Genomic DNA, 17,757 nt, shown 5'->3' on the forward strand with positions numbered 1-17,757 from the left:
CGGGGACGGCCACCGTGTCGGGCCTGGTCGCGGTGGCGTGCCTGACGACGCTGCCGCGCCTGGTCATGGTGCCGGGCGGAGTCACGCTGTTGTGCCTGACGACGACGCCCCGTCCGGTCATGCTGCCGCGCATGGGGACGCTGCCGCGTCTGGTCGCGCTGCCGGGCCTGTTCACGTTCCCGGATCCGGTCGCGCTGCCGGGTCTGGTGACGGTGCCGTCCATGACGACGCTCCCCGGCGGGGTCACGCTGCCGCGCACGACCACGCTGCCGCGCAGGGTCACGGTGCCGAGTCCGGTCGCGGTGCCGTGCGTGACGACGCTGCCGCGTCCTGCCACGCTGCGGGGTTCCGGTCAGGCTGCTGTGCCTGACGACGCCGCCGGGCAGGGCCACCCCGCCGCGTCCGGCCACGCCCCCGTGCCTGCTCATGCCCCCGTGCAGGGCCACGCCCCCGCGCAGGGTCACGCCCCCGTGCCTGCTCATGCACTCGTGCAGGGCCACGCCCCCGCGCAGGGCCACGCCCCCGCGCGTGACCGTGCTTCCGGGGCGGGCCGGTCCCGGGCAGTGCCGGACAGGCACCTTTCCGTACCGCACCGTTCGCTCGACAGCGAGAGGAACTCATGACCGCCACGGGGACGCACACCGTACGCAGCGACGCCGCACACGAACCCGGCGGGACCGGCGACCCCGGGCGGTGGGACGACGAGAGCCGGCGGCTCCACGCGGCAGCCCAGCAGGGGGCGGCGGGGGACCAGTACGGGTACGCCGCCCACCTGGTGGGCCGGGGCCGCGTCGACGACGCCCTCCCGTGGCTGGAGCAGGCGGCACGGGGAGGGGAGGCCGGGGCCGCGCGGCTGCGCGCGGTCGTGGCCAGGGACCGCGGCCAGCTCTCCGTCGCCGGCTACTGGTACCGCACCGCGGCCGACCGCGACGGCGACTGCGCGTTCGGCCTCGCCGAGCTGCTGTGGAAGCGGCTGGAGGACCTGGAGGGCGCCGCCGAGTGGTACGCCACGGGGGCGGCCCTGGGCAGCGTGAAGTGCCGCACCGACGGCGCCCTCTTGATGCTCGCGCGCGGCCGGACCGACGAGGCCAGGGCGGAACTCGCCCTGGCCGCACCGCACGACGAGGTCGCCGAGAGGATCGAGGAGCGCCTCGGCACGCTGAGCGGCTGGATCGCGCGGTGCCGGGCCGATGTGGCCGAGCTGTCCGCCCAGTTCGCCCTGCCGCCCGAGGAGCGCACGGCGGACCTCGCAGAGCGGCTGGCCCGGCTCCTGGAGGACGAGGAGCCGGAAGGGCCGCGGGCCGCGCTCGACGCCGACCCGGAGTGGTTCCGCGCGTTCCCCTCCTTCCTGCCGGAGGCCGAGGAGGTCTACCGGGAGGCCCGCGCACTCGACGACCCGCGTACCGATGTCCGGCACGCGCTGCTGCACTGGCACCTCGGCCGGTACGAGGACGCGTGCCGCGTGCTGGCGGAGGCCCTGGTGCGCCACCCCGGCTCACGGCTGCTCACCCGGGCCCTCGCCGACATCCACTTCGGCCAGGGCCGGCGCGAGGAGTACGAGACGGTGCTGACCGCCGGCGCCGAAGCCGGCGACCCTGACCTGCAGTTCCGGCTCGGCGGCACCTGCCTGTCCCAAGGCCGGCTGACAGAGGCCCGCCGCTGGCTGGAGGCGGCCGCAGCGGGCCTGGCGGACGACCCCGGCTACGGGGAGGACGCCGTTGCCGAAGTGGCCGGGCGCCTGGCGGAACTGGCGGAGAAGGAGCGCGCCCGGCCCGCGGCCCCCTCCGCCGCGGAGCAGCAGCGCGTGACCGGGCTGCGCGCCGCCGCCGAGGACGGTGACGCCGGAGCCCACCTGGAACTCGGCCGCCTGGCCGGCAAGGCGCGCCGCTGGACGGAGGCGACCCGCCACTACCGGTCCGCCGCCGCCGTCCCCGACGACCCGCGCGCGGCTACGGCCTCCTACGAGCTGGGCCGGATGCTCCACGAGGAGTGCTACGCGGACGAGTCCGCGATCGTCCCCCTCTACCTGGCCGCCGCCCGGGCGGGCGACCTGGACGCGACGGAGGCGCTGGGGGCCCTGCACGTCCGCTCCGACCGCCCCGAACAGGCGGAGCCGTGGCTGCGGAAGGCCGCCCGGTTCGGCAGGCCGGAGGCGGCGGCCTGGGTCGGCAACCGGGCCGGTGACGTGTACGGCGACATGGAGGAGGCCATCCGCTGGTGGACGCGCGCGGCGAAGGGCGGCAGCGTCTTCCACGGCTGGCGCGCCGGCAAACAACTCGTCCTGCGCCGGCGGTACGAGGAGGCCGAGACCCCGCTGCGGCTGGCCTGGTCGGGCCGCGCGGACAACGCCCCGCTGCACGAGGCCGCCTACTGGCTGGGGTGCGCGGCGAAGGGCCGCGGCCGGACCGGGGAGGCGGTGGAGTGGCTGCGCACCGCGTGCGAGGTGCACCCCGTCGTGCGGCAGGGCTACAGCGGCTTCCTGCTCGCCACCCTCTTCGACCCCGCCGTCGACCTGGCGGAGCTGCTGGTCGTGCGGGTGGCGCCGGAGGCGGGGGACGCGGCCGGGGACGGGACGGCAGCGGGCGAGGCCGGCCAGCACGGGAGTGCGGACAACGACGACGCGGAGGAGGCGTACGCGGAAGCCGAGGCACTGCTCGCCCCCGTGCTGGAACACACCCCCCGTCACGCCACCGCGCACTACCTCCTGGGACGGATCGCCGAGCGGCGCGGCGACCAGGAGACGGCCCGCTTCCACCTGGACCAGGGGCAGTCCCCGGACGACGGCGAACAGCCGCACCGGATGCGGGAGGCCGTGTCCCTCGCAGACACCCTCCGCCACGTGACCGCCTGACCCCCGACGACGGGGACGGCGCTGCCCGCCGGAGCGGCCCCGTTACAGTGGCGACATGAGTGGTGGCGGACAGGTGGCACGGGCGCGGCAGCGGACCGCGTTGCTCGCCGGGCTGCTGCTGCCGCTGCTGCTCGCCTCCGTGTTCACCGTGTGCGGTGCCGCGGCTGCGGAGGCGGGGACGCCGCACCGGACGGCCCCCTCGGCGACGTCCGCCGACTCCCACGCGGACGTGTCCGGCACGCTCGCCGCCGCCGACGACGCGGGCCCCTCCCGCTGTCACAAGTCGAAGGGCGAGGGCGGCGGGGCGCTCCCTGCCGCGCCGTCCGCCGGACAGCAGCAGTCGCTGGCGCTGCCCGCCTGCCCGGCCCCCGAGTCGCACACCGCGATCGGCGCGGCGCACGAACGGCCGCCGGTGCGCGGCCCCGCCCCCGCACCGCCCCCCACCCCCGTCGAGCTCTCCGTCCTGCGCGTGTAGAGGCCCCGGCCGACGCGGCGTGCCCGTACGAAGGCGCACACGGCTGCCCGTACGCACGTCGGCACGCGGCAGCAGCACGCGGCAACCGCGTGCCGGATACCGCGTGCCGGATGCCCGTACTCGGGCGCGTGCACCTTCGACGCGCCCTCCCCGCGTGCCCACCGGCTCGCACGGGCGAGGTGTGGTCGGCGTCGGCCCGGACGACCTTCCGTCCGTCTCTCCGCGTACTCGACAGGAGTCGATTCCGTATGGTTCCGCTCGCTCTGCGTGCGGTCGCGGTCTGGTCCGCCCGGCGCTGGGGCGCCGCCGCCGGGGCCGCCGCGCTGACCGCGCTCGTCGTGGGAGTGCCCACCGCCGTCGTCCCGACCCCGCTGTTCGGCCGCACGGTGCCCACCCCGTGGTGGGCCTGGCCCACGCTGGCGCTCACGGCCGTCCTGACGGGGCTGCTGCTGGCCACCTACGTCCGTGTCGCCGGCCAGGACGGTGACCGGCGGTCCGCCCGGTTGGGCACCGTCGGCGGGGCGCTGAGCTTCTTCGCCGTCGGCTGTCCCGTCTGCAACAAGCTGGTGCTGCTCGCGCTCGGGACCTCCGGGGCGCTCACCGTCTGGCAGCCGGTACAGCCCGTCCTCGCAGTGGCCTCGTCGGCGCTGCTCGCCGCGGCGACGGTGCGGCGGCTCGCGGGAGAGGCCGCGTGCCCCGCCACCGGCGACCGCGCCACCCCCGCCTGACCGCACCCTCCCCCCTCCACTTCTTCCCCCTTTCCCTCTCCTCCAGGAGCTCCGTATGTCCGCGAAGCCGCCCACCACCAAGGCGTCCTCCACCCCCACCTCGTCCTCCCGTCCCCGCTCGCGCAAGGGTGTGGTCATCGGTGCGCTCGTCGCCGTGACCGCGCTGCTGGCCGGCTGGCTCTCGCAGTACATGACCGGCGGGACCGGAGGCTCGGGCGGAAGCGGTGCCGGCTCGTCCGGCAACTCCGCCGCCGACGAGGGCCGGTCGGAGAACACGGCCGTCGGCGACCCCGCGCTGATGAAGCTGGCACGCCGGGACGCCGACGACCCCTTCGCGCGCGGCGAGGCGGACGCCCCGGTCGTGATGATCGAGTACGCCGACTTCGGCTGCTCGTTCTGCGGCAAGTTCGCCCGCGACACGGAGCCGAAGCTGGTGAAGAAGTATGTGGACAAGGGGGTGCTGCGCATCGAGTGGCGCAACTTCCCGGTGTTCGGGAAGGGCTCCGAACGGGCCGCGCTGGCGGGGTACGCGGCGGGCGAGCAGGGCCGGTTCTGGCAGTTCTACCAGGCCGTCTACGCCGACAAGGGCAACGAGAAGAACGCCTTCGGCGACGCCCACCTCCACGAGATCGCCGACCGGGCCGGGGTGCGCGACCTCGACCGGTTCGACCGCGACCGCGCGAGCAAGGCCGCCGGGAAGCTGCTGGAGAAGGACAGCGCCGAGGCGTACGCGCTCGGTGCCGGCGCCACTCCGGCCTTCCTGGTCAACGGGCAGCCCATCGCCGGTGCCCAGCCGGACGAGGTCTTCACCGACGCCGTCCGGCGCGCCGCGGCGGCCGCGAAGAAGGGCGGAGCCGGGGCCGGGTCCGGTGACCGGAAGCGGGCGGGACAGGACTGATGGACGTCGGATACCTGGCCGCCTTCCTCGGCGGCCTCCTCGCCCTGCTGAGCCCGTGCAGCGCCCTGCTGCTCCCCGCGTTCTTCGCCTACTCGATCGACTCGACGGGCAGGCTGCTGGCCCGTACCGGCATCTTCTACCTGGGCCTGGCCACGACGCTGGTGCCGCTGGGGGCGGCCGGATCGTTCGCGGGCCGCCTCTTCTACGGCCACCGCGAGCTGCTGGTGCCCATCGGTGGCTGGCTGATCGTCGCGCTCGGCGTGGCGCAGATCGTCGGCCTGGGGTTCGCCCCGCGCCGGCTGCGGGAGGTCTCCGGCCGCATCCGCCCGACCACCGCGCTGTCCGTCTACGCCCTCGGCGCGGTCTACGGCCTGGCCGGCTTCTGCGCGGGCCCCGTCCTCGGCAGCGTGCTGACCGTCGCCACCGTGAGCGGCAACCCGGTCTACGGCGGCATGCTGCTGGCGGTGTACGCGCTGGGCATGGCCGTACCCCTGTTCGTACTGGCGGCGCTGTGGGACCGCTTCGACCTGGGGCGGCGGCGGTGGCTGCGCGGGAGGGAGATCGCGATCGGCAGCCGGTTCCGGATGCACACCACCTCGCTCCTGTCCGGCCTCTTCTTCGTCCTGCTCGGCGCCCTCTTCCTCGCCTTCGACGGTGCCGCAGGACTGCCCGGGCTGACCGATGTGGACGGGGCCTTCGCCGCGGAGACCTGGGCCCGGCGGGTGGGGGACGCCGTGCCGGACGCGGTACTGCTGGCGGTTCTGGCGGCGGCGGCCGTCGCCGTCGCCCTGGTGGCCGCGGTGCGTGGGCGACGGCACCGGCGGGCGGGGGGTGGCGCCTAGCCCCGCGACGGCGGCGGCGCCGCTGCACCGGGCACGCGCGGGGGGTGCCCGTTTCCTCCCATATGTCCGCCTAGTGTGACGGGTATGAGCGAGGAACCGGAGTGGTCCGAGCGCCGACCGGACCCGGCACCGCCGCACCGCACCCACGCCCGGCACGGCGCCCGGCGGAGCCTTCCCGACCTGTGGCGGGACTTCAAGGACTCGCCGTTCCTCCCGGCGACCGTCCTCGTACTGATCCTCGCCGCGGGTGCGGGGCTCTTCGCCGGGTCGTACACGTACGCGATGGCGAATCCGACCCCGCACCACGTGCCGGTCGCCGTCGTCGGCAAGCCGGACAGCGCGCAGGACCGCGCCGCGTTCGTCGCGGGTATGGAGAAGGCGCTGGGCTCCTCCCTCGCTCTGCGCCACTTCCGCAACCACGGACAGGCGGAGCACGCCATCGAGGCCCAACGCGTCTTCGCGGTCATGCGGATCGAGCGGCCCAAGGGCGTGGAACTGGACGTCTCCAGCGCGTCCGGTGCCTCCGTCGCGCAACTGTTCCAGGAGGCGGGACCGAAGGTCGGCAAGAAGATCGGCGTGCCCGTCCAGGTCCGGGACCTCAAGCCCCTGGCCAAGGGCGACCCGCGCGGCCTGGCGATCTTCTACATCTCGCTGGCCGCCGTCATCATCGGCTTCGTCGGCGCCATCCAGCTCAGCGTCCACGCCCGCGGGCTCAACCCGCCCGAACGCATCGCCTACACGGCCGCCTATGCGCTCCTCGGCGGCTTCGTCATCGCCGCCGTCGTCGACTGGGGACTCGGAGCACTGCAACTGCCCTTCGTGCACTCCTGGTTGATCCTCGCGCTGACGATGTTCACCAGCGGCATGGTCTTCACCATGTTCAACACCCTCATCGGACGCTGGGCCATGGCCCCCACCTGGGGCGTCATGGTCCTGCTGGGAAACCCCTCCTCGGGCGGCGCCGTCTCCTGGCCGCTGCTGCCCTCCGTCCTCGGCGAGATCGGCCGCTGGCTGCCTCCCGGCGCCTCCGTGAACGCCCAGCACACCGCGGTCTACTTCCCCGAGTACCAGCTTCTCCAGCCCTACCTGGTCCTCGCGGCCTGGGCCCTCGTCTCCTGCGGCGTCTTCTGGATCTGGCGCCACCGCCACCCCGGCGGCCGCGACCGCACCGCCGCCCACGCCGCCGCCCCGGGCTGACCCGCCCCCCACCCCACGCACGAAACAGGCCCCGTCCCAAACGGAACGGGGCCTGACTCGTGCGGTGTGGCTGGGGCCGGGGTCGAACCGGCGACCTTCCGCTTTTCAGGCGGACGCTCGTACCAACTGAGCTACCCAGCCGCAGCGGTCCTGACGGGATTTGAACCCGCGGCCTCCACCTTGACAGGGTGGCGAGCACTCCAAACTGCTCCACAGGACCAAGCGTTCGTGCGAGCTCCAGTCTCGCACAGTGCGACCCGTGCTCCCAACCGCTTTCGCGGCTTCCCGGGGGCTCCCCAGCAGGGGTGACGTCGCCGGAAAAGACTAACAGACCCGAGGGGCTGCCCCGTACCGGAGCAGTGCGGCTCGCGGCGGTGTGTGCACATGCGAAAGCCCCTGGCCGGACGAGAGCGACCAGGGGCTTCGGCGAAGGTCCTGCAAGGGTGCCCCCAACGGGATTCGAACCCGTGCTACCGCCTTGAAAGGGCGGCGTCCTGGGCCACTAGACGATGAGGGCGAGTGGCTCGGCCGAGCGCCCGGACAGCGCTACGGCAGGCTTCGGCAGCATATGGGATGCGCGGACCGTTCGCCAAAACTTCGTGTGCCGTAGCCGATGGCGGCGTCGGGTCGGTGCGGGGGTCAGCGGCCCGTCGCCGGGCTCTACCGCGCGACCCGGACCCTGACGGGGACGAAGGCGGGGACGGCGACAGGGACGGGACGGGGGTGAGCCGGGCTGCACCTCTTCCGGGAGGTGGCGGGAGACCTCCGCCTTGGACAGGCCGAGGCCGCCCAGGGTGAGCTCGTCCCAGGCCTGGAGCCGTCCGGTGAATCGGTCCAGGTAGAGGACGGAGGCCTGCCCCTTGTCCCGGTGCTCGCCCTCGACGGCAGGCAGCCCGCTGCCGCCGGTCGAGCCCTGGGTCACCAGCCGGGTGTCGCGCGGCAGCACCTCCGTCCGCCGGTTGTGCGTGTGCCCGGTGAGGGCCAGCGGGACCCGGCCTTCCGTCTGCCTGGCCAGTACCGGATCGTGGCCGACCGCGATGTCGACCGCGATGTCGACCGGGGGGGCCGGCCGCGTGCTGGGCCCGCAACGTGGCGGCCAGTTCGCGAACGGCCGACCGCTCCGCCGGGTCCCCCTCGGGCGCCACGGAGCGGTCCGGGGCGAACTGCGGGTCGCCCCAGCCGGAGATCCGCAGGCCCGCCACGTCGACGGTCACGCCCCGGTCGAGTACGTGGACCTGCGCACCGTCCTTGCCGTCCAGGTTCTCGACGGCCCGCTGCGTGGTGGCGGAGTCGTGGTTGCCGCGGACCCACACGTAGGGGGGCGCCGAGGTCCGTGAGCGGGTCGAGGAAGCGGTTCTCGGCGGCGGTGCCGTGGTCCAGGGTGTCGCCGCTGTCGACGATCACGTCGATGCCGTACTGCTCGACCAGCGACCGGACGAGGTGCCAGACGGCCGGGTCGAGGTGGATGTCGGAGACGTGCAGCAGGCGCGTCGTCGAGGGGTCGGGCTGGTAGGCGGGGAGGGCGGAGACCGCGTCGTACAGCTTGGTGACGTTCGTCACCAGGCGGCCAACTCCTTGTGAAAGACGTCGAACTCGGTCGCGATGCTGCGCGCGTTGCCCACCACGGCCAGCAGGCCGGAGAACCCGGGCTCCAGCACCGACTTCGGGTTCCACATCGCCGCCGTGGTCCCGGCGGAGGCCACCAGGAGTGCGAGGGAGAGGCCGTCGGCGGCCAGTGCGGTGCGCGGGCGGCGGTGGACGGCCAGGGCGAGGGCGCAGGAGCCGGACGGTACGGCGACGGCCGAGCGCAGCCCGAGGTCCAGCGCACCCGCCCCGACGTCCCGGGTGATCTCGTCGTCCAGTCCCTCGATCCGCTCGGGATGGTCGACGAGCGTCGCGGCACGCTCCTGGTCGAGCTGGTCGACGTCCACGTCCAGCCGCAGTGGGGCGGCGTGGCTGCGCAGTTCCAGTGCGCCCAGCGGGGAGACGTCGGCCTTGATCCCCCGGTGAGGGAGGGCCGCAGTGTCGACCGGGCCGACCGGCGTACGGACGTTTCCGACGACGAGGAGGCAGCCCGGCCCCGAGCAGCGTGACGACGACGAGGACGGCTGCGCGTCGGCAGGGCCCGGGCCCCGTCGACGGTGGCCTCCACCGGGCGGCCGCAAGGACGGCCCGGCCCGGCGGGAGGGCGGGCCGGAGGCGGCGCCGGGGCTCCGGGCGACGGATCCTCAGCCGTGCGACGTGTTGCCGGTACCGGCGCGTCAGGGCACGCGACAGCCGGGAGGCAACGCCGGCCATGTCGGCCGGTGTGCCCCTCGGGCGGGGCGATGCGCCCGCTCCGGGCGGGGGCCCGTACGCCCGCTCCGGGGCACATGGGCCCCGCGGCTGCGGACGTGGCGTGAGTCCTGTCACGGCGGACGCGGGCAGGTGTCCGGTGACCGGGGGAGGACGTCAGCGGGCGGGCTGGCCGACAATGGGCGCGTGCTGGAGATGACGCGTGAGGACTTCGAGGAGCTGGTCGCCGAGGCGCTCGACCGGATACCGCCCGAACTGACCCGGCTCATGGACAACGTGGCGGTCTTCGTCGAGGACGAGCCGGCCGCGGACGATCCCGAGCTGCTCGGGCTGTACGAGGGGACGCCGCTGACCGAGCGCGGCGAGTGGTACGCGGGTGTCCTGCCGGACCGCATCACCCTCTACCGCGGGCCCACCCTGCGCCTGGCCGAGCGGGATCACGGGGGTGACCGGGAGGGTGTCGTGGCGGAGGTCGAGATCACCGTCGTGCACGAGATCGCCCACCACTTCGGCATCGACGACGAGAGGCTGCACGCGCTCGGTTACGGCTGAGGCGCGGCCCCGCCCCGGGAACCAGGGCGCGTGCGGGCCGGTCGAGCGCCTTGTGACGCGCCGTGAGCGCTGCGAAGCGTGACCTGTTGGGGTGACGGGGAGTTGGGCACTGCACTGGCCGTAACCCGCGCAGGAGGTCCCGCCGTGCGCCTGTCCCATCCCGCCTCCCCTGTTCCTCCCCCGTCCTCCGCGTCCGGCACCGGCCGCGTCGCCCGGTCCACGACCGTCGGCGCGCTGGTGCTCGCGGCCGTCTCCACGCTCAGCGGCTGCATGACGGTGCAGGGTGCCGACGACGCGGGGGACGGCCGCACCGTACCCGTGGGGAGCCGCTCGGACGACCACAGCGGCGCGACGGAACCCGAGGGCGGTCTGGACGGCGCGGGATACCGCGACGGGCGCGTCCCCGGGCAGGGGCACGGCGGCGCCGGCCACGACGGGCGCGGCCGGGGCGCGGGCGAGGGGCACGGCGAACGCGACCAGCAGGACCGGCAGGGCAAGCGGGACAAAGGCAAGGACGTGGCGCACTCCGCGGGCCGCGGCAGCACGGGCGGAGACGGCGGCGACGGAAGCTCCGGTGCGTCCGCCGGTACCGGCTCCTCCGGCGGGGACTCGGGCGGCGACCGCGGGCGTCCGCGGCCCCGGCCGAGCGGCGGCACCGGGGGTTCGGACGGTTCGGGCGGCGACTCCGGCTCCCCGACCACGTCGCCGTCCCCCACCCCGAGCGAGCCCGACCCGGACCCGTCGCCGACACGCACCACGGCGTCACCCGGCGGAGCCTCCCGGTCGCAGGTCGGGGGAGGTGCCGACACCCTCTCCCCGCAGTCCCTGCCGCACCCGGCATGAGCCCGCGGGACCCCCGTTTGCACCGTGCAGCGCGGGCCGCGTATGCTGGTAGATCGTTTGATCCCATTTGCCCGGCGCCCCCATCGAAGCGCGCCGTGTGGCGCGTTCTCTCCTGCCGTGGCTGACCGCATCGAGGCGGTTCCTTGCGAATTTCACGGAGTTATGGGCGCGTGCCAGTGACTCCGGAAGGTTCGCATTTCGCATGTCTGTCACCACCGCTGACGCCGTCGACCCCGTACCCGCGGACGACGCGTCGCACGCTGCCGTAGCAGCCCCCGAGACGGCCGAGGCCCCCGAGACGGCCGGAACGACCGAGACGGCCGAAACCTTGGCCGAGACCGCCGAGGCGCAGGCCGAGGAGGCGGTTCCCACGTTCGCGGACCTCGGGCTGCCCGAGTCCGTCGTCCGCAAGCTCGCGCAGAACGGTGTGACCGCGCCGTTCCCGATCCAGGCCGCCACCATTCCGGACGCACTGGCCGGGAAGGACGTGCTGGGCCGTGGACGTACCGGTTCCGGCAAGACCCTCTCCTTCGGGCTTCCCCTGCTGGCCCGCCTGAGCGGTGGCCGCACCGAGCGCAAGCGCCCCCGCGGTGTGATCCTCACCCCCACCCGCGAGCTGGCGATGCAGGTCTCCGACGCGCTCCAGCCCTACGGGGACACCCTCGGCCTCAAGCTGAAGGTCGTCTGCGGCGGCACCTCCATGGCCAACCAGATCTCCGCGCTGGAGCGGGGCGTCGACGTCCTCGTCGCCACCCCGGGCCGGCTGCGTGACCTGATCAACCGGGGCTCCTGCTCCCTCGACGACGTCCGCACGGCGATCCTCGACGAGGCCGACCAGATGGCCGACCTGGGCTTCCTGCCCGAGGTGACCGAGATCCTCGACCTCGTCCCCGAGGGCGGCCAGCGGATGCTCTTCTCCGCCACGATGGAGAAGGAGATCGACTCGCTGGTACGGCGCTACCTGGTCGACCCCGTCTCCCACGAGGTCGACGCGGCGCAGGGTGCGGTGACGACCATGACGCACCACGTGCTCGTCGTGAAGCCGCGCGACAAGGCGCCGGTGACGGCCGCCATCGCCACCCGCAAGGGCCGCACCATCGTCTTCGTCCGCACGCAGCTCGGTGCCGACCGCGTCGCCGAACAACTGCGTGAGGTAGGCGTGCGCGCCGACGCACTGCACGGCGGCATGACGCAGGGCGCCCGTACCCGCACGCTGGCCGACTTCAAGGACGGCAAGGTCAACGTGCTGGTCGCCACCGACGTCGCGGCCCGCGGCATCCACGTCGACGGCATCGACCTCGTCCTCAACGTCGACCCGGCCGGCGACCACAAGGACTACCTGCACCGCTCGGGCCGCACCGCGCGGGCCGGCGAGTCCGGGACGGTCGTCTCCCTGGCGCTGCCCCACCAGCGGCGGCAGATCTTCCGGCTGATGGAGGACGCCGGGGTGGACGCCTCCCGGCACCTCATCGGCCGCGGCGACGTCTTCGACGAGGACGTGGCCCGCATCGTCGGCGCCCGCTCCCTCACCGAGGTCCAGGCCGACTCCGCCGTGAACACCGCCCGCCAGGCCGAGCGCGAGGCGAAAAAGCTCAGCCGCCAGCTCGAAAAGCTCCAGCACCGGGCCGCCGAGCTGCGCGAGGAGGCCACCCTGCTGATCGCCAGGGCCGCCCGCGAGCGCGGCGAGGACCCGGACGCCGCCGTCGCGTCCGCCGCCGAGGAGGAGGCCGCCCAGGCCGCCGAGGAGGCCCGCGCCGAGGCCGCCCGCCAGGCGAAGGCCGAGGCGGAGCGACGCGAGCGCGAGCGCGCCGAACGCGACCGCGACCGCGGCGGCCGTCCGTCGTACGACCGCAAGGACCGCAACCGGGACCGGGACCGCGGCGATCGCCCGTACGGCCGGGACCGGGGCGACCGTTCCTACGGCCGTGACGACCGCGAGCGCGGCGACCGCCGCTCCTCCGACCGCGGCGACCGCGGCGACCGCGGCGACCGCGGTGACCGCGGCGGTTTCCGCCGGGACCGCGACCGGGACCGGGGTCGTGACGAGCGTCCGTACGGCGGACGCGACCGCGACCGTGACCGTCGCGACGGTGGCCGGGACGGCCGGGACGGCGACCGTGGCGGTTACCGCGGCGACGGCCACCGCCGTGACGCCGGCGACCGCCCCGTCCGCCGGGACGGCTTCCGCGGCGGCGAGCGCTCCTTCCACCGGGACCGCCGCGACGACCGCCGCCCCCAGGGCCGTACCGGCGACCACCGCTCCAGCTCCCCCCACGGCCCCGGCCGCGGCGCCCCCCGCACCACGGACCGCCGCGCCGACAAGCCCCGCTGGAAGCGCAACGGCTGACCCCGCGCGGCCCGCTGCCGAGCCGCCGTATGCCGGCCCGACCGCAGCCCCGATGGCGTGCAACCCGGAATGCCTTCGAACTGCGCCGGACGGCCGGGCTATGCTGCTCGGTGCGGGCCGTTAGCTCAATTGGCAGAGCAGTGGACTTTTAATCCATTGGTTGTGGGTTCGAGTCCCACACGGCCTACCGTCGACGGGGCGGGCTTCGCCCGCTGACCTGCGAGGGAGCGCCCGGGCCGAGATCATCGGTCCGGGCGCTTCGGGGTTTTGGGGTGCTGTGCGTGAGCAGGAGAGACCAACCATCGCAGGTAGGGCGAACGCCTGGGCTCCAGCCGGCCGGTTCACAGCTATGTCGGCAACCTCACAGTCGGCCTCACCGCGCCGGCTCGGGTGCGAAGCCGCAGTGAGTGCGAGGTCGCCTGCCAATCCTGGCCCTGCGCCTCCGACTCGGGCTCGCCGCTGCCGACGCGGCGTGCGCCGCGAGAGCGGTCGCGGCGCACGGGACCTGACGGCGTTTTCCTCTACTTCCTCTACTTCGCTTTCCCCCCGTTGCGCAGCAGGGGCGGGCTGAGCAACCAGGCGTTCCCGCGACGGTAGAGGGCGGCGGGACGTCCGGCCGCGGGGAGCCGCTGGGCTCCCGTCGACTGGACGAAGCCCGCGGTGTTGAGCACCTTGCGGCGGAAGTTGCTCGGGTCCAGGTACTGCCCCCAGACGACTTCGTACACCGTGCGTAGTTCGCTCAGCGTGAAGGTTTCGCCGCAGAAGGCCGTGGCGACAGCGGTGTACTCCAGCTTCCCGCGAATCTGTTCCAGCGCGTCCGCGAGGATGGATACATGGTCGAATGCCAAGGCTTCTTGGTCATCGGCCAGTTCTGACGCGGGAAACCAGTAGGCATGTCTAGCGTCGGTGCCGCCAGTGGGAGCGGGAAGGTCAGGCCCCAACGCGAGGTAGGCGATCGTGACGACGCGGCCCCTGGGATCACGCCGGGGATCGCCGTAGGCGCCCAGCTGCTCGAGATGCAGGCGGCTACCGTCGATGCCCGCCTCCTCCCAGAGTTCACGCTGAGCCCCCTCGCGCAAAGTCTCGTCCTTCTGTACGTACCCACCTGGTAGCGCGGGGCGACCCAGGAAGGGTTCTACGCCGCGCTCGATCAGGAGGACCATCAGCCGGCCGTCCCGGATGGTGAAGATCGTCAGATCGGCTGTCACCCAAGACGCTTCCACCTCCGTGGAGTGATTGAGCCAGTCATCCACCGGGGACCCCTTAAAGGTCGTATTGACTATAACGCGTTGAACATTTAAGGTCACCTGAACCATAACGCGACCCAGGGGACGGGCATGATCACCTCCCACGCGTCACCAGCCAAGGAAGCGCCCGGCGAACCCACCACGGCCACTCGTCACTTATGCGCCGGCGTCTACGTGGACGAACGGTTCCGTGACCTGGTGATCGACGAGGTGTGCACCGCCCCGCACCGCCGCGTCGCTCCCTCGTACGGGTTCGACATCGTTCCGGTCATGCATCACGCCTGGCGGGCCGCAGCGTTGAGCGCACTGCATCGCGTGACGCTTGTGGGGGCGGTGGGCGGCCCGGCCCTCGCGGGCGCCGCACCCGCTGCCATCGTGGCGATGTGCGGTATCGCTCTTCTGTGGCACATTCACCTCGCGAGATCGCTCCCTGAGGCGGGCCCGGACCCAGGCTTCGGGCAGAAGGCGCGGCGCCGCGTGCCGGCACAGCGACGGGAACAGCGGGGACGGCGCGGTCTCCTCGCGCTGATCTTCACCGAAAGAGATCCAGAGATACGGCGCAAGCTCAGGCGCCTCGGCTGGACCGCTCTCACGGTGGCTCTCACCGGCCTGGCCGTCGCGACGCTGTACCCGGCCGACGGTGCTCTAGCCCTGCTGTTGCTCGGAACAGTTCTGGTTGTGTGTCTTGCCGTCGGAGCCCTGCGCCAGGTGTTGCTGAACCGCATTCTCCGGGCGGGCAGCCTCAGGCCACGCAGGCTGTCCCGTCGACAACGGGCTGCGGATGCGCAGCAGCAGCACGTCTGTGTCGTGTACTGCCGTTCCCGCCACACCGAGGAAGAGGACGACGAGGACGACCTGACCATGTTCACCGTCTTCGGCGACGCGTCACCGTTTGTCGGGGCCGGGGAACTGGTTTATCAGTGGAACCCGCCGATGAGCATCCAACTGCTGCGTCCCGGTGACGACGAGGAACCCTTGCACGAGCGTGAGCACCCCACGCCTCCGTTCCAACCGCACGAGTTGGTCGATCATTTACGGGAAGCAGTCGGGGAGTTGGCGGCGGATGATTTCGACGTCCGGCTTCCTGCACAGGTGCGCGACCGCGTCTATGTCGCGGATACCGACGTCGCTGCCGATCGTGCTCTGCTGCCCCGGCGGATCGGCGAGCTCGACATGCGGGAAATCATCGACACGCCAGGAGCCAAGCAGCACCACTTCCTCGAGGTCATCACACCCACTGGCGGCGGGGAGTTCGTCGCCACTCTGCTTCTGCACGTCAATGTGCAGGGGCGGACCCTGAGCATCTCCACGGCAGCATGCGTGCTCTCACACACGCCCAGGTCCTTCCAGCGAGTCACGGAGTTCGGGCAGCACGGCGCACCAGCCGTCATCTGGGCCGCATTCGGGGAAATCGCCAAGTTGCCGCAAGAGATTCCGCGGCTATGGCGGATCGCTCGCTACGCCTACACCCTGGGCAAAGCCGCGCTGCTCCCTCGTGATCTGACGAGGGCACGGATTCGCAATGTGCTGATCGGAACCCGGGTCAGCATCCGGCAGGAGATGTCACAAGCATGGCCCAAGATACAGCTGGAGAAGAGCCACATCCTCGGTCAAATGAAGACGATCGAGTGGCGCCTGCTCCGGGCGGCCGGCGACTTTCTGCGCTCCCGGGGCGTGGAGATCTCCGATTTCAACGACCGAGCACTCAAGATCATCAGTAGTGGCATCGTCAACATAGGCGACAACAATACCTTCACCAACAATGCGGTAGGCAGCGGAGCTCAAGCTGGCGGCCCCGCGGGCGCACCACCTGGTTCAAGCGCTCAGAGCAGCGGAGGGGAATCATGACGACCAATCGCGGCATCTTCAGTCGCGGAAACAACAACGTCTTCACCAACAATGCCATCGGGGAGCATGCACAAGTCACCGGGGGCGCACCTTCGCCCGAGCCCGGTACCCACTCGGCACAGGGCTTCGAGGGAGCCGACGCCTGGGACATTGGGGTCGTCGCGATTCTCAGTGAGGAACTGCGGGCAGTGGTGGACGAGTTGCAGCTGGAGCGTCACAGGGCGCCCGGTGGACTCTTCTTCTATCAGGGCCGCTGTGCTGGCCCTGATGCGGACATCCGAGTCGTGGCTACGCAGAGCCAGAGTCAAGGACAGCGATCGACGATGGCCGCCTTCGAAAATCTGCGCCGGAACTACAGTCCACGACTGTGGGCCCTTGTCGGCGTCGGCGGAGGCATCCACAAGGCGCATGCCCGGATCGGCAACGTCATCGTCGCGACCGACATCGTCTACTACGAGAACCGCAAGATCAATCCCGGCGGGAATGTTCGACGTCGTGGGGAGCACCGCCAGGCCCCAGCATCGGTAATCCATGGTGTGAATGCTTATTTCGCCGATCACGGAACCCCCGCGCGGATCAATGGTCAAGTCTCCTCACATGCGTCGGACATGTTCGAGGTCTATCCGGGAGTCATCGGGTCGGGCGAGGCTGTGATCGCCGACCGGGAAAGCGACATCCGCAGCTACCTCAGCACCTACAACGAGAAGGTTCTGGCGGTGGACATGGAGGCCGGTGGACTGAGTCAGTACTGGCAGGAGAACTCCGTACATGGCGAGCACAACCCCGGCTGGGTGGTCGTCCGTGGCGTATCCGACAACGCCGACGAGAACAAGGGCCACGGACACCACGAGCTTGCGGCGCGCAACGCGGCGCACGTGCTGCAGCAACTCCTGCACTACCTGTGTTGAGCGCATCTGCGGGACCAGTAGACCACTCACAACGCAGGGAGGGTTCGGATGACCGGTTTTCTGCTCGGGGTCCTCAGCTCTTTAGCGGCCAGTACGATCGTGCTCGTTCTCGGACTGCTACGCGGCTCACGCCCACTATGGTGGTTGGTCGCCCTCGGCTCCCGTTGCACGGGCACCGGCCTCGGCCGTGTGTACCGTCACCAGTCCGCCGCAGAGCCGGATTTGGCCCGGGACCTGAGCCGGGCCCGCTGGATCAAGGTGCTGGCAGGGCGTGGAAACGTACTCACACGTGAGGCATTCTCCCCGGTGTGGACGGGTGCCCTGCCGATGGATTCGGTACAGGTTCTCCTTCCCGACCCGCACCCCGGGGCCGGCTCATGGCTTGAGCGGCGCTCGCGCGACGTGGGAATGTTCGACGCGGGTTTCACTCCCGATCTCCTCCGGAGGCAGGTCGAGACGAACATCAGCTATGTCTCCCGGGCCGCAGGCGCTCAGCGAAACTTCGAACTTCGAAAATTCGATACGCCCCACACCTGCCGAGTGATCGCGACGGACCATTTCGCCTACCTCACCTTCTACAGCAGTTCCATGCACGGCAGGAACTCACCGTGCCTCTACGCGCGAGCACCGGGCGTTCTGTACGCCATCGCCTTGCAGCTCTTCGACGCGACCTGGGTGGGCAGTTCGCCGGTCAACCCCTCGACGTGAGTCCTCGCTCAGCGGGTA

At 72.2% G+C, this 17,757-nt stretch carries 13 protein-coding genes, 4 tRNA genes and 2 pseudogenes; 13 read left to right on the forward strand and 6 right to left on the reverse strand.

Annotation, left to right across the window (positions count from 1 at the left end; genetic code table 11):
- A pseudogene (locus H297_RS38685) lies at positions 1-337 on the reverse strand (hypothetical protein); the annotation flags it as partial.
- Between the two features lie 282 nt (positions 338-619).
- On the opposite strand from H297_RS38685, the gene H297_RS0127135 reads away from it, so the two are divergent.
- From H297_RS0127135 to H297_RS0127160, 6 genes are all read left to right on the forward strand, one after another.
- Complete coding sequence (locus tag H297_RS0127135; protein ID WP_027739614.1) at positions 620-2,851, forward strand: tetratricopeptide repeat protein; 2,232 nt, start codon at positions 620-622, stop codon at positions 2,849-2,851.
- 55 nt (positions 2,852-2,906) lie between these two features.
- Positions 2,907-3,326: a hypothetical protein gene (locus H297_RS0127140; protein WP_158693755.1), complete on the forward strand. Its 420-nt coding sequence runs from the start codon at positions 2,907-2,909 to the stop codon at positions 3,324-3,326.
- A 248-nt stretch (positions 3,327-3,574) separates the two neighbouring features.
- Positions 3,575-4,054 carry a hypothetical protein gene (locus H297_RS0127145; RefSeq protein ID WP_027739616.1) on the forward strand — a complete coding sequence of 160 codons (480 nt, stop codon included), beginning with the start codon at positions 3,575-3,577 and terminating at the stop codon, positions 4,052-4,054.
- 55 nt (positions 4,055-4,109) lie between these two features.
- Entirely contained in the window at positions 4,110-4,952 is an 843-nt protein-coding gene (locus tag H297_RS0127150) for a thioredoxin domain-containing protein (RefSeq protein WP_027739617.1), read from the forward strand.
- On the forward strand, positions 4,952-5,794 hold the full coding sequence (locus tag H297_RS0127155; protein WP_199787267.1) for a cytochrome c biogenesis CcdA family protein: 843 nt from the start codon (positions 4,952-4,954) through the stop codon (positions 5,792-5,794). The genes H297_RS0127150 and H297_RS0127155 overlap by 1 nt, the downstream gene beginning before the upstream one ends.
- An 84-nt stretch (positions 5,795-5,878) precedes the next feature.
- Positions 5,879-6,991 carry a membrane protein gene (locus H297_RS0127160; protein ID WP_027739619.1) on the forward strand — a complete coding sequence of 371 codons (1,113 nt, stop codon included), beginning with the start codon at positions 5,879-5,881 and terminating at the stop codon, positions 6,989-6,991.
- A gap of 67 nt (positions 6,992-7,058) precedes the next feature.
- On the opposite strand, the gene H297_RS0127165 is transcribed toward H297_RS0127160, so the two are convergent.
- From H297_RS0127165 to H297_RS42130, 4 genes and pseudogenes are all read right to left on the reverse strand, one after another.
- Positions 7,059-7,132: transfer RNA gene (locus tag H297_RS0127165), tRNA-Phe, on the reverse strand.
- A gap of 4 nt (positions 7,133-7,136) precedes the next feature.
- Positions 7,137-7,211, reverse strand: a tRNA-Asp gene (locus tag H297_RS0127170).
- Positions 7,212-7,435: 224 nt separating this feature from the next.
- Positions 7,436-7,508 (reverse strand) — tRNA-Glu (locus tag H297_RS0127175).
- 105 nt (positions 7,509-7,613) lie between these two features.
- Positions 7,614-9,289: pseudogene (locus H297_RS42130) on the reverse strand (metallophosphoesterase family protein); the annotation flags it as partial.
- 183 nt (positions 9,290-9,472) lie between these two features.
- Between H297_RS42130 and H297_RS0127195 the strand changes: the two are divergent.
- From H297_RS0127195 to H297_RS0127210, 4 genes are all read left to right on the forward strand, one after another.
- Positions 9,473-9,838, forward strand: a complete 366-nt coding sequence (locus H297_RS0127195) for a metallopeptidase family protein (RefSeq protein WP_027739622.1) — start codon at positions 9,473-9,475, stop codon at positions 9,836-9,838.
- Positions 9,839-9,982: 144 nt separating this feature from the next.
- The gene (locus H297_RS0127200; protein WP_027739623.1) at positions 9,983-10,681 is read left to right on the forward strand and encodes a hypothetical protein; all 699 of its coding nucleotides are present in this window, start codon (positions 9,983-9,985) and stop codon (positions 10,679-10,681) included.
- 202 nt (positions 10,682-10,883) lie between these two features.
- On the forward strand, positions 10,884-13,028 hold the full coding sequence (locus tag H297_RS0127205) for a DEAD/DEAH box helicase (RefSeq protein WP_027739624.1): 2,145 nt from the start codon (positions 10,884-10,886) through the stop codon (positions 13,026-13,028).
- A 114-nt stretch (positions 13,029-13,142) separates the two neighbouring features.
- Positions 13,143-13,215, forward strand: a tRNA-Lys gene (locus H297_RS0127210).
- Between the two features lie 343 nt (positions 13,216-13,558).
- Here the strand turns inward: H297_RS0127210 and H297_RS0127215 are convergent.
- Entirely contained in the window at positions 13,559-14,281 is a 723-nt protein-coding gene (locus H297_RS0127215; RefSeq protein WP_027739625.1) for an NUDIX hydrolase, read from the reverse strand.
- A gap of 84 nt (positions 14,282-14,365) precedes the next feature.
- Between H297_RS0127215 and H297_RS0127220 the strand changes: the two genes are divergently transcribed.
- The 3 genes from H297_RS0127220 to H297_RS0127230 are packed head-to-tail and all read left to right on the forward strand — an operon-like array spanning position 14,366 to position 17,739.
- Positions 14,366-16,123 carry a hypothetical protein gene (locus H297_RS0127220; protein ID WP_027739626.1) on the forward strand — a complete coding sequence of 586 codons (1,758 nt, stop codon included), beginning with the start codon at positions 14,366-14,368 and terminating at the stop codon, positions 16,121-16,123.
- On the forward strand, positions 16,120-17,031 hold the full coding sequence (locus H297_RS38695) for a phosphorylase family protein (protein ID WP_037795524.1): 912 nt from the start codon (positions 16,120-16,122) through the stop codon (positions 17,029-17,031). The genes H297_RS0127220 and H297_RS38695 overlap by 4 nt, the downstream gene beginning before the upstream one ends.
- A gap of 48 nt (positions 17,032-17,079) precedes the next feature.
- Positions 17,080-17,739 (forward strand): hypothetical protein, encoded by a 660-nt coding sequence (locus H297_RS0127230; protein WP_027739628.1) that lies wholly within the window; start codon positions 17,080-17,082, stop codon positions 17,737-17,739.
- Positions 17,740-17,757 lie beyond the last annotated feature (18 nt).

The organism is Streptomyces sp. CNT360 (assembly GCF_000424785.1).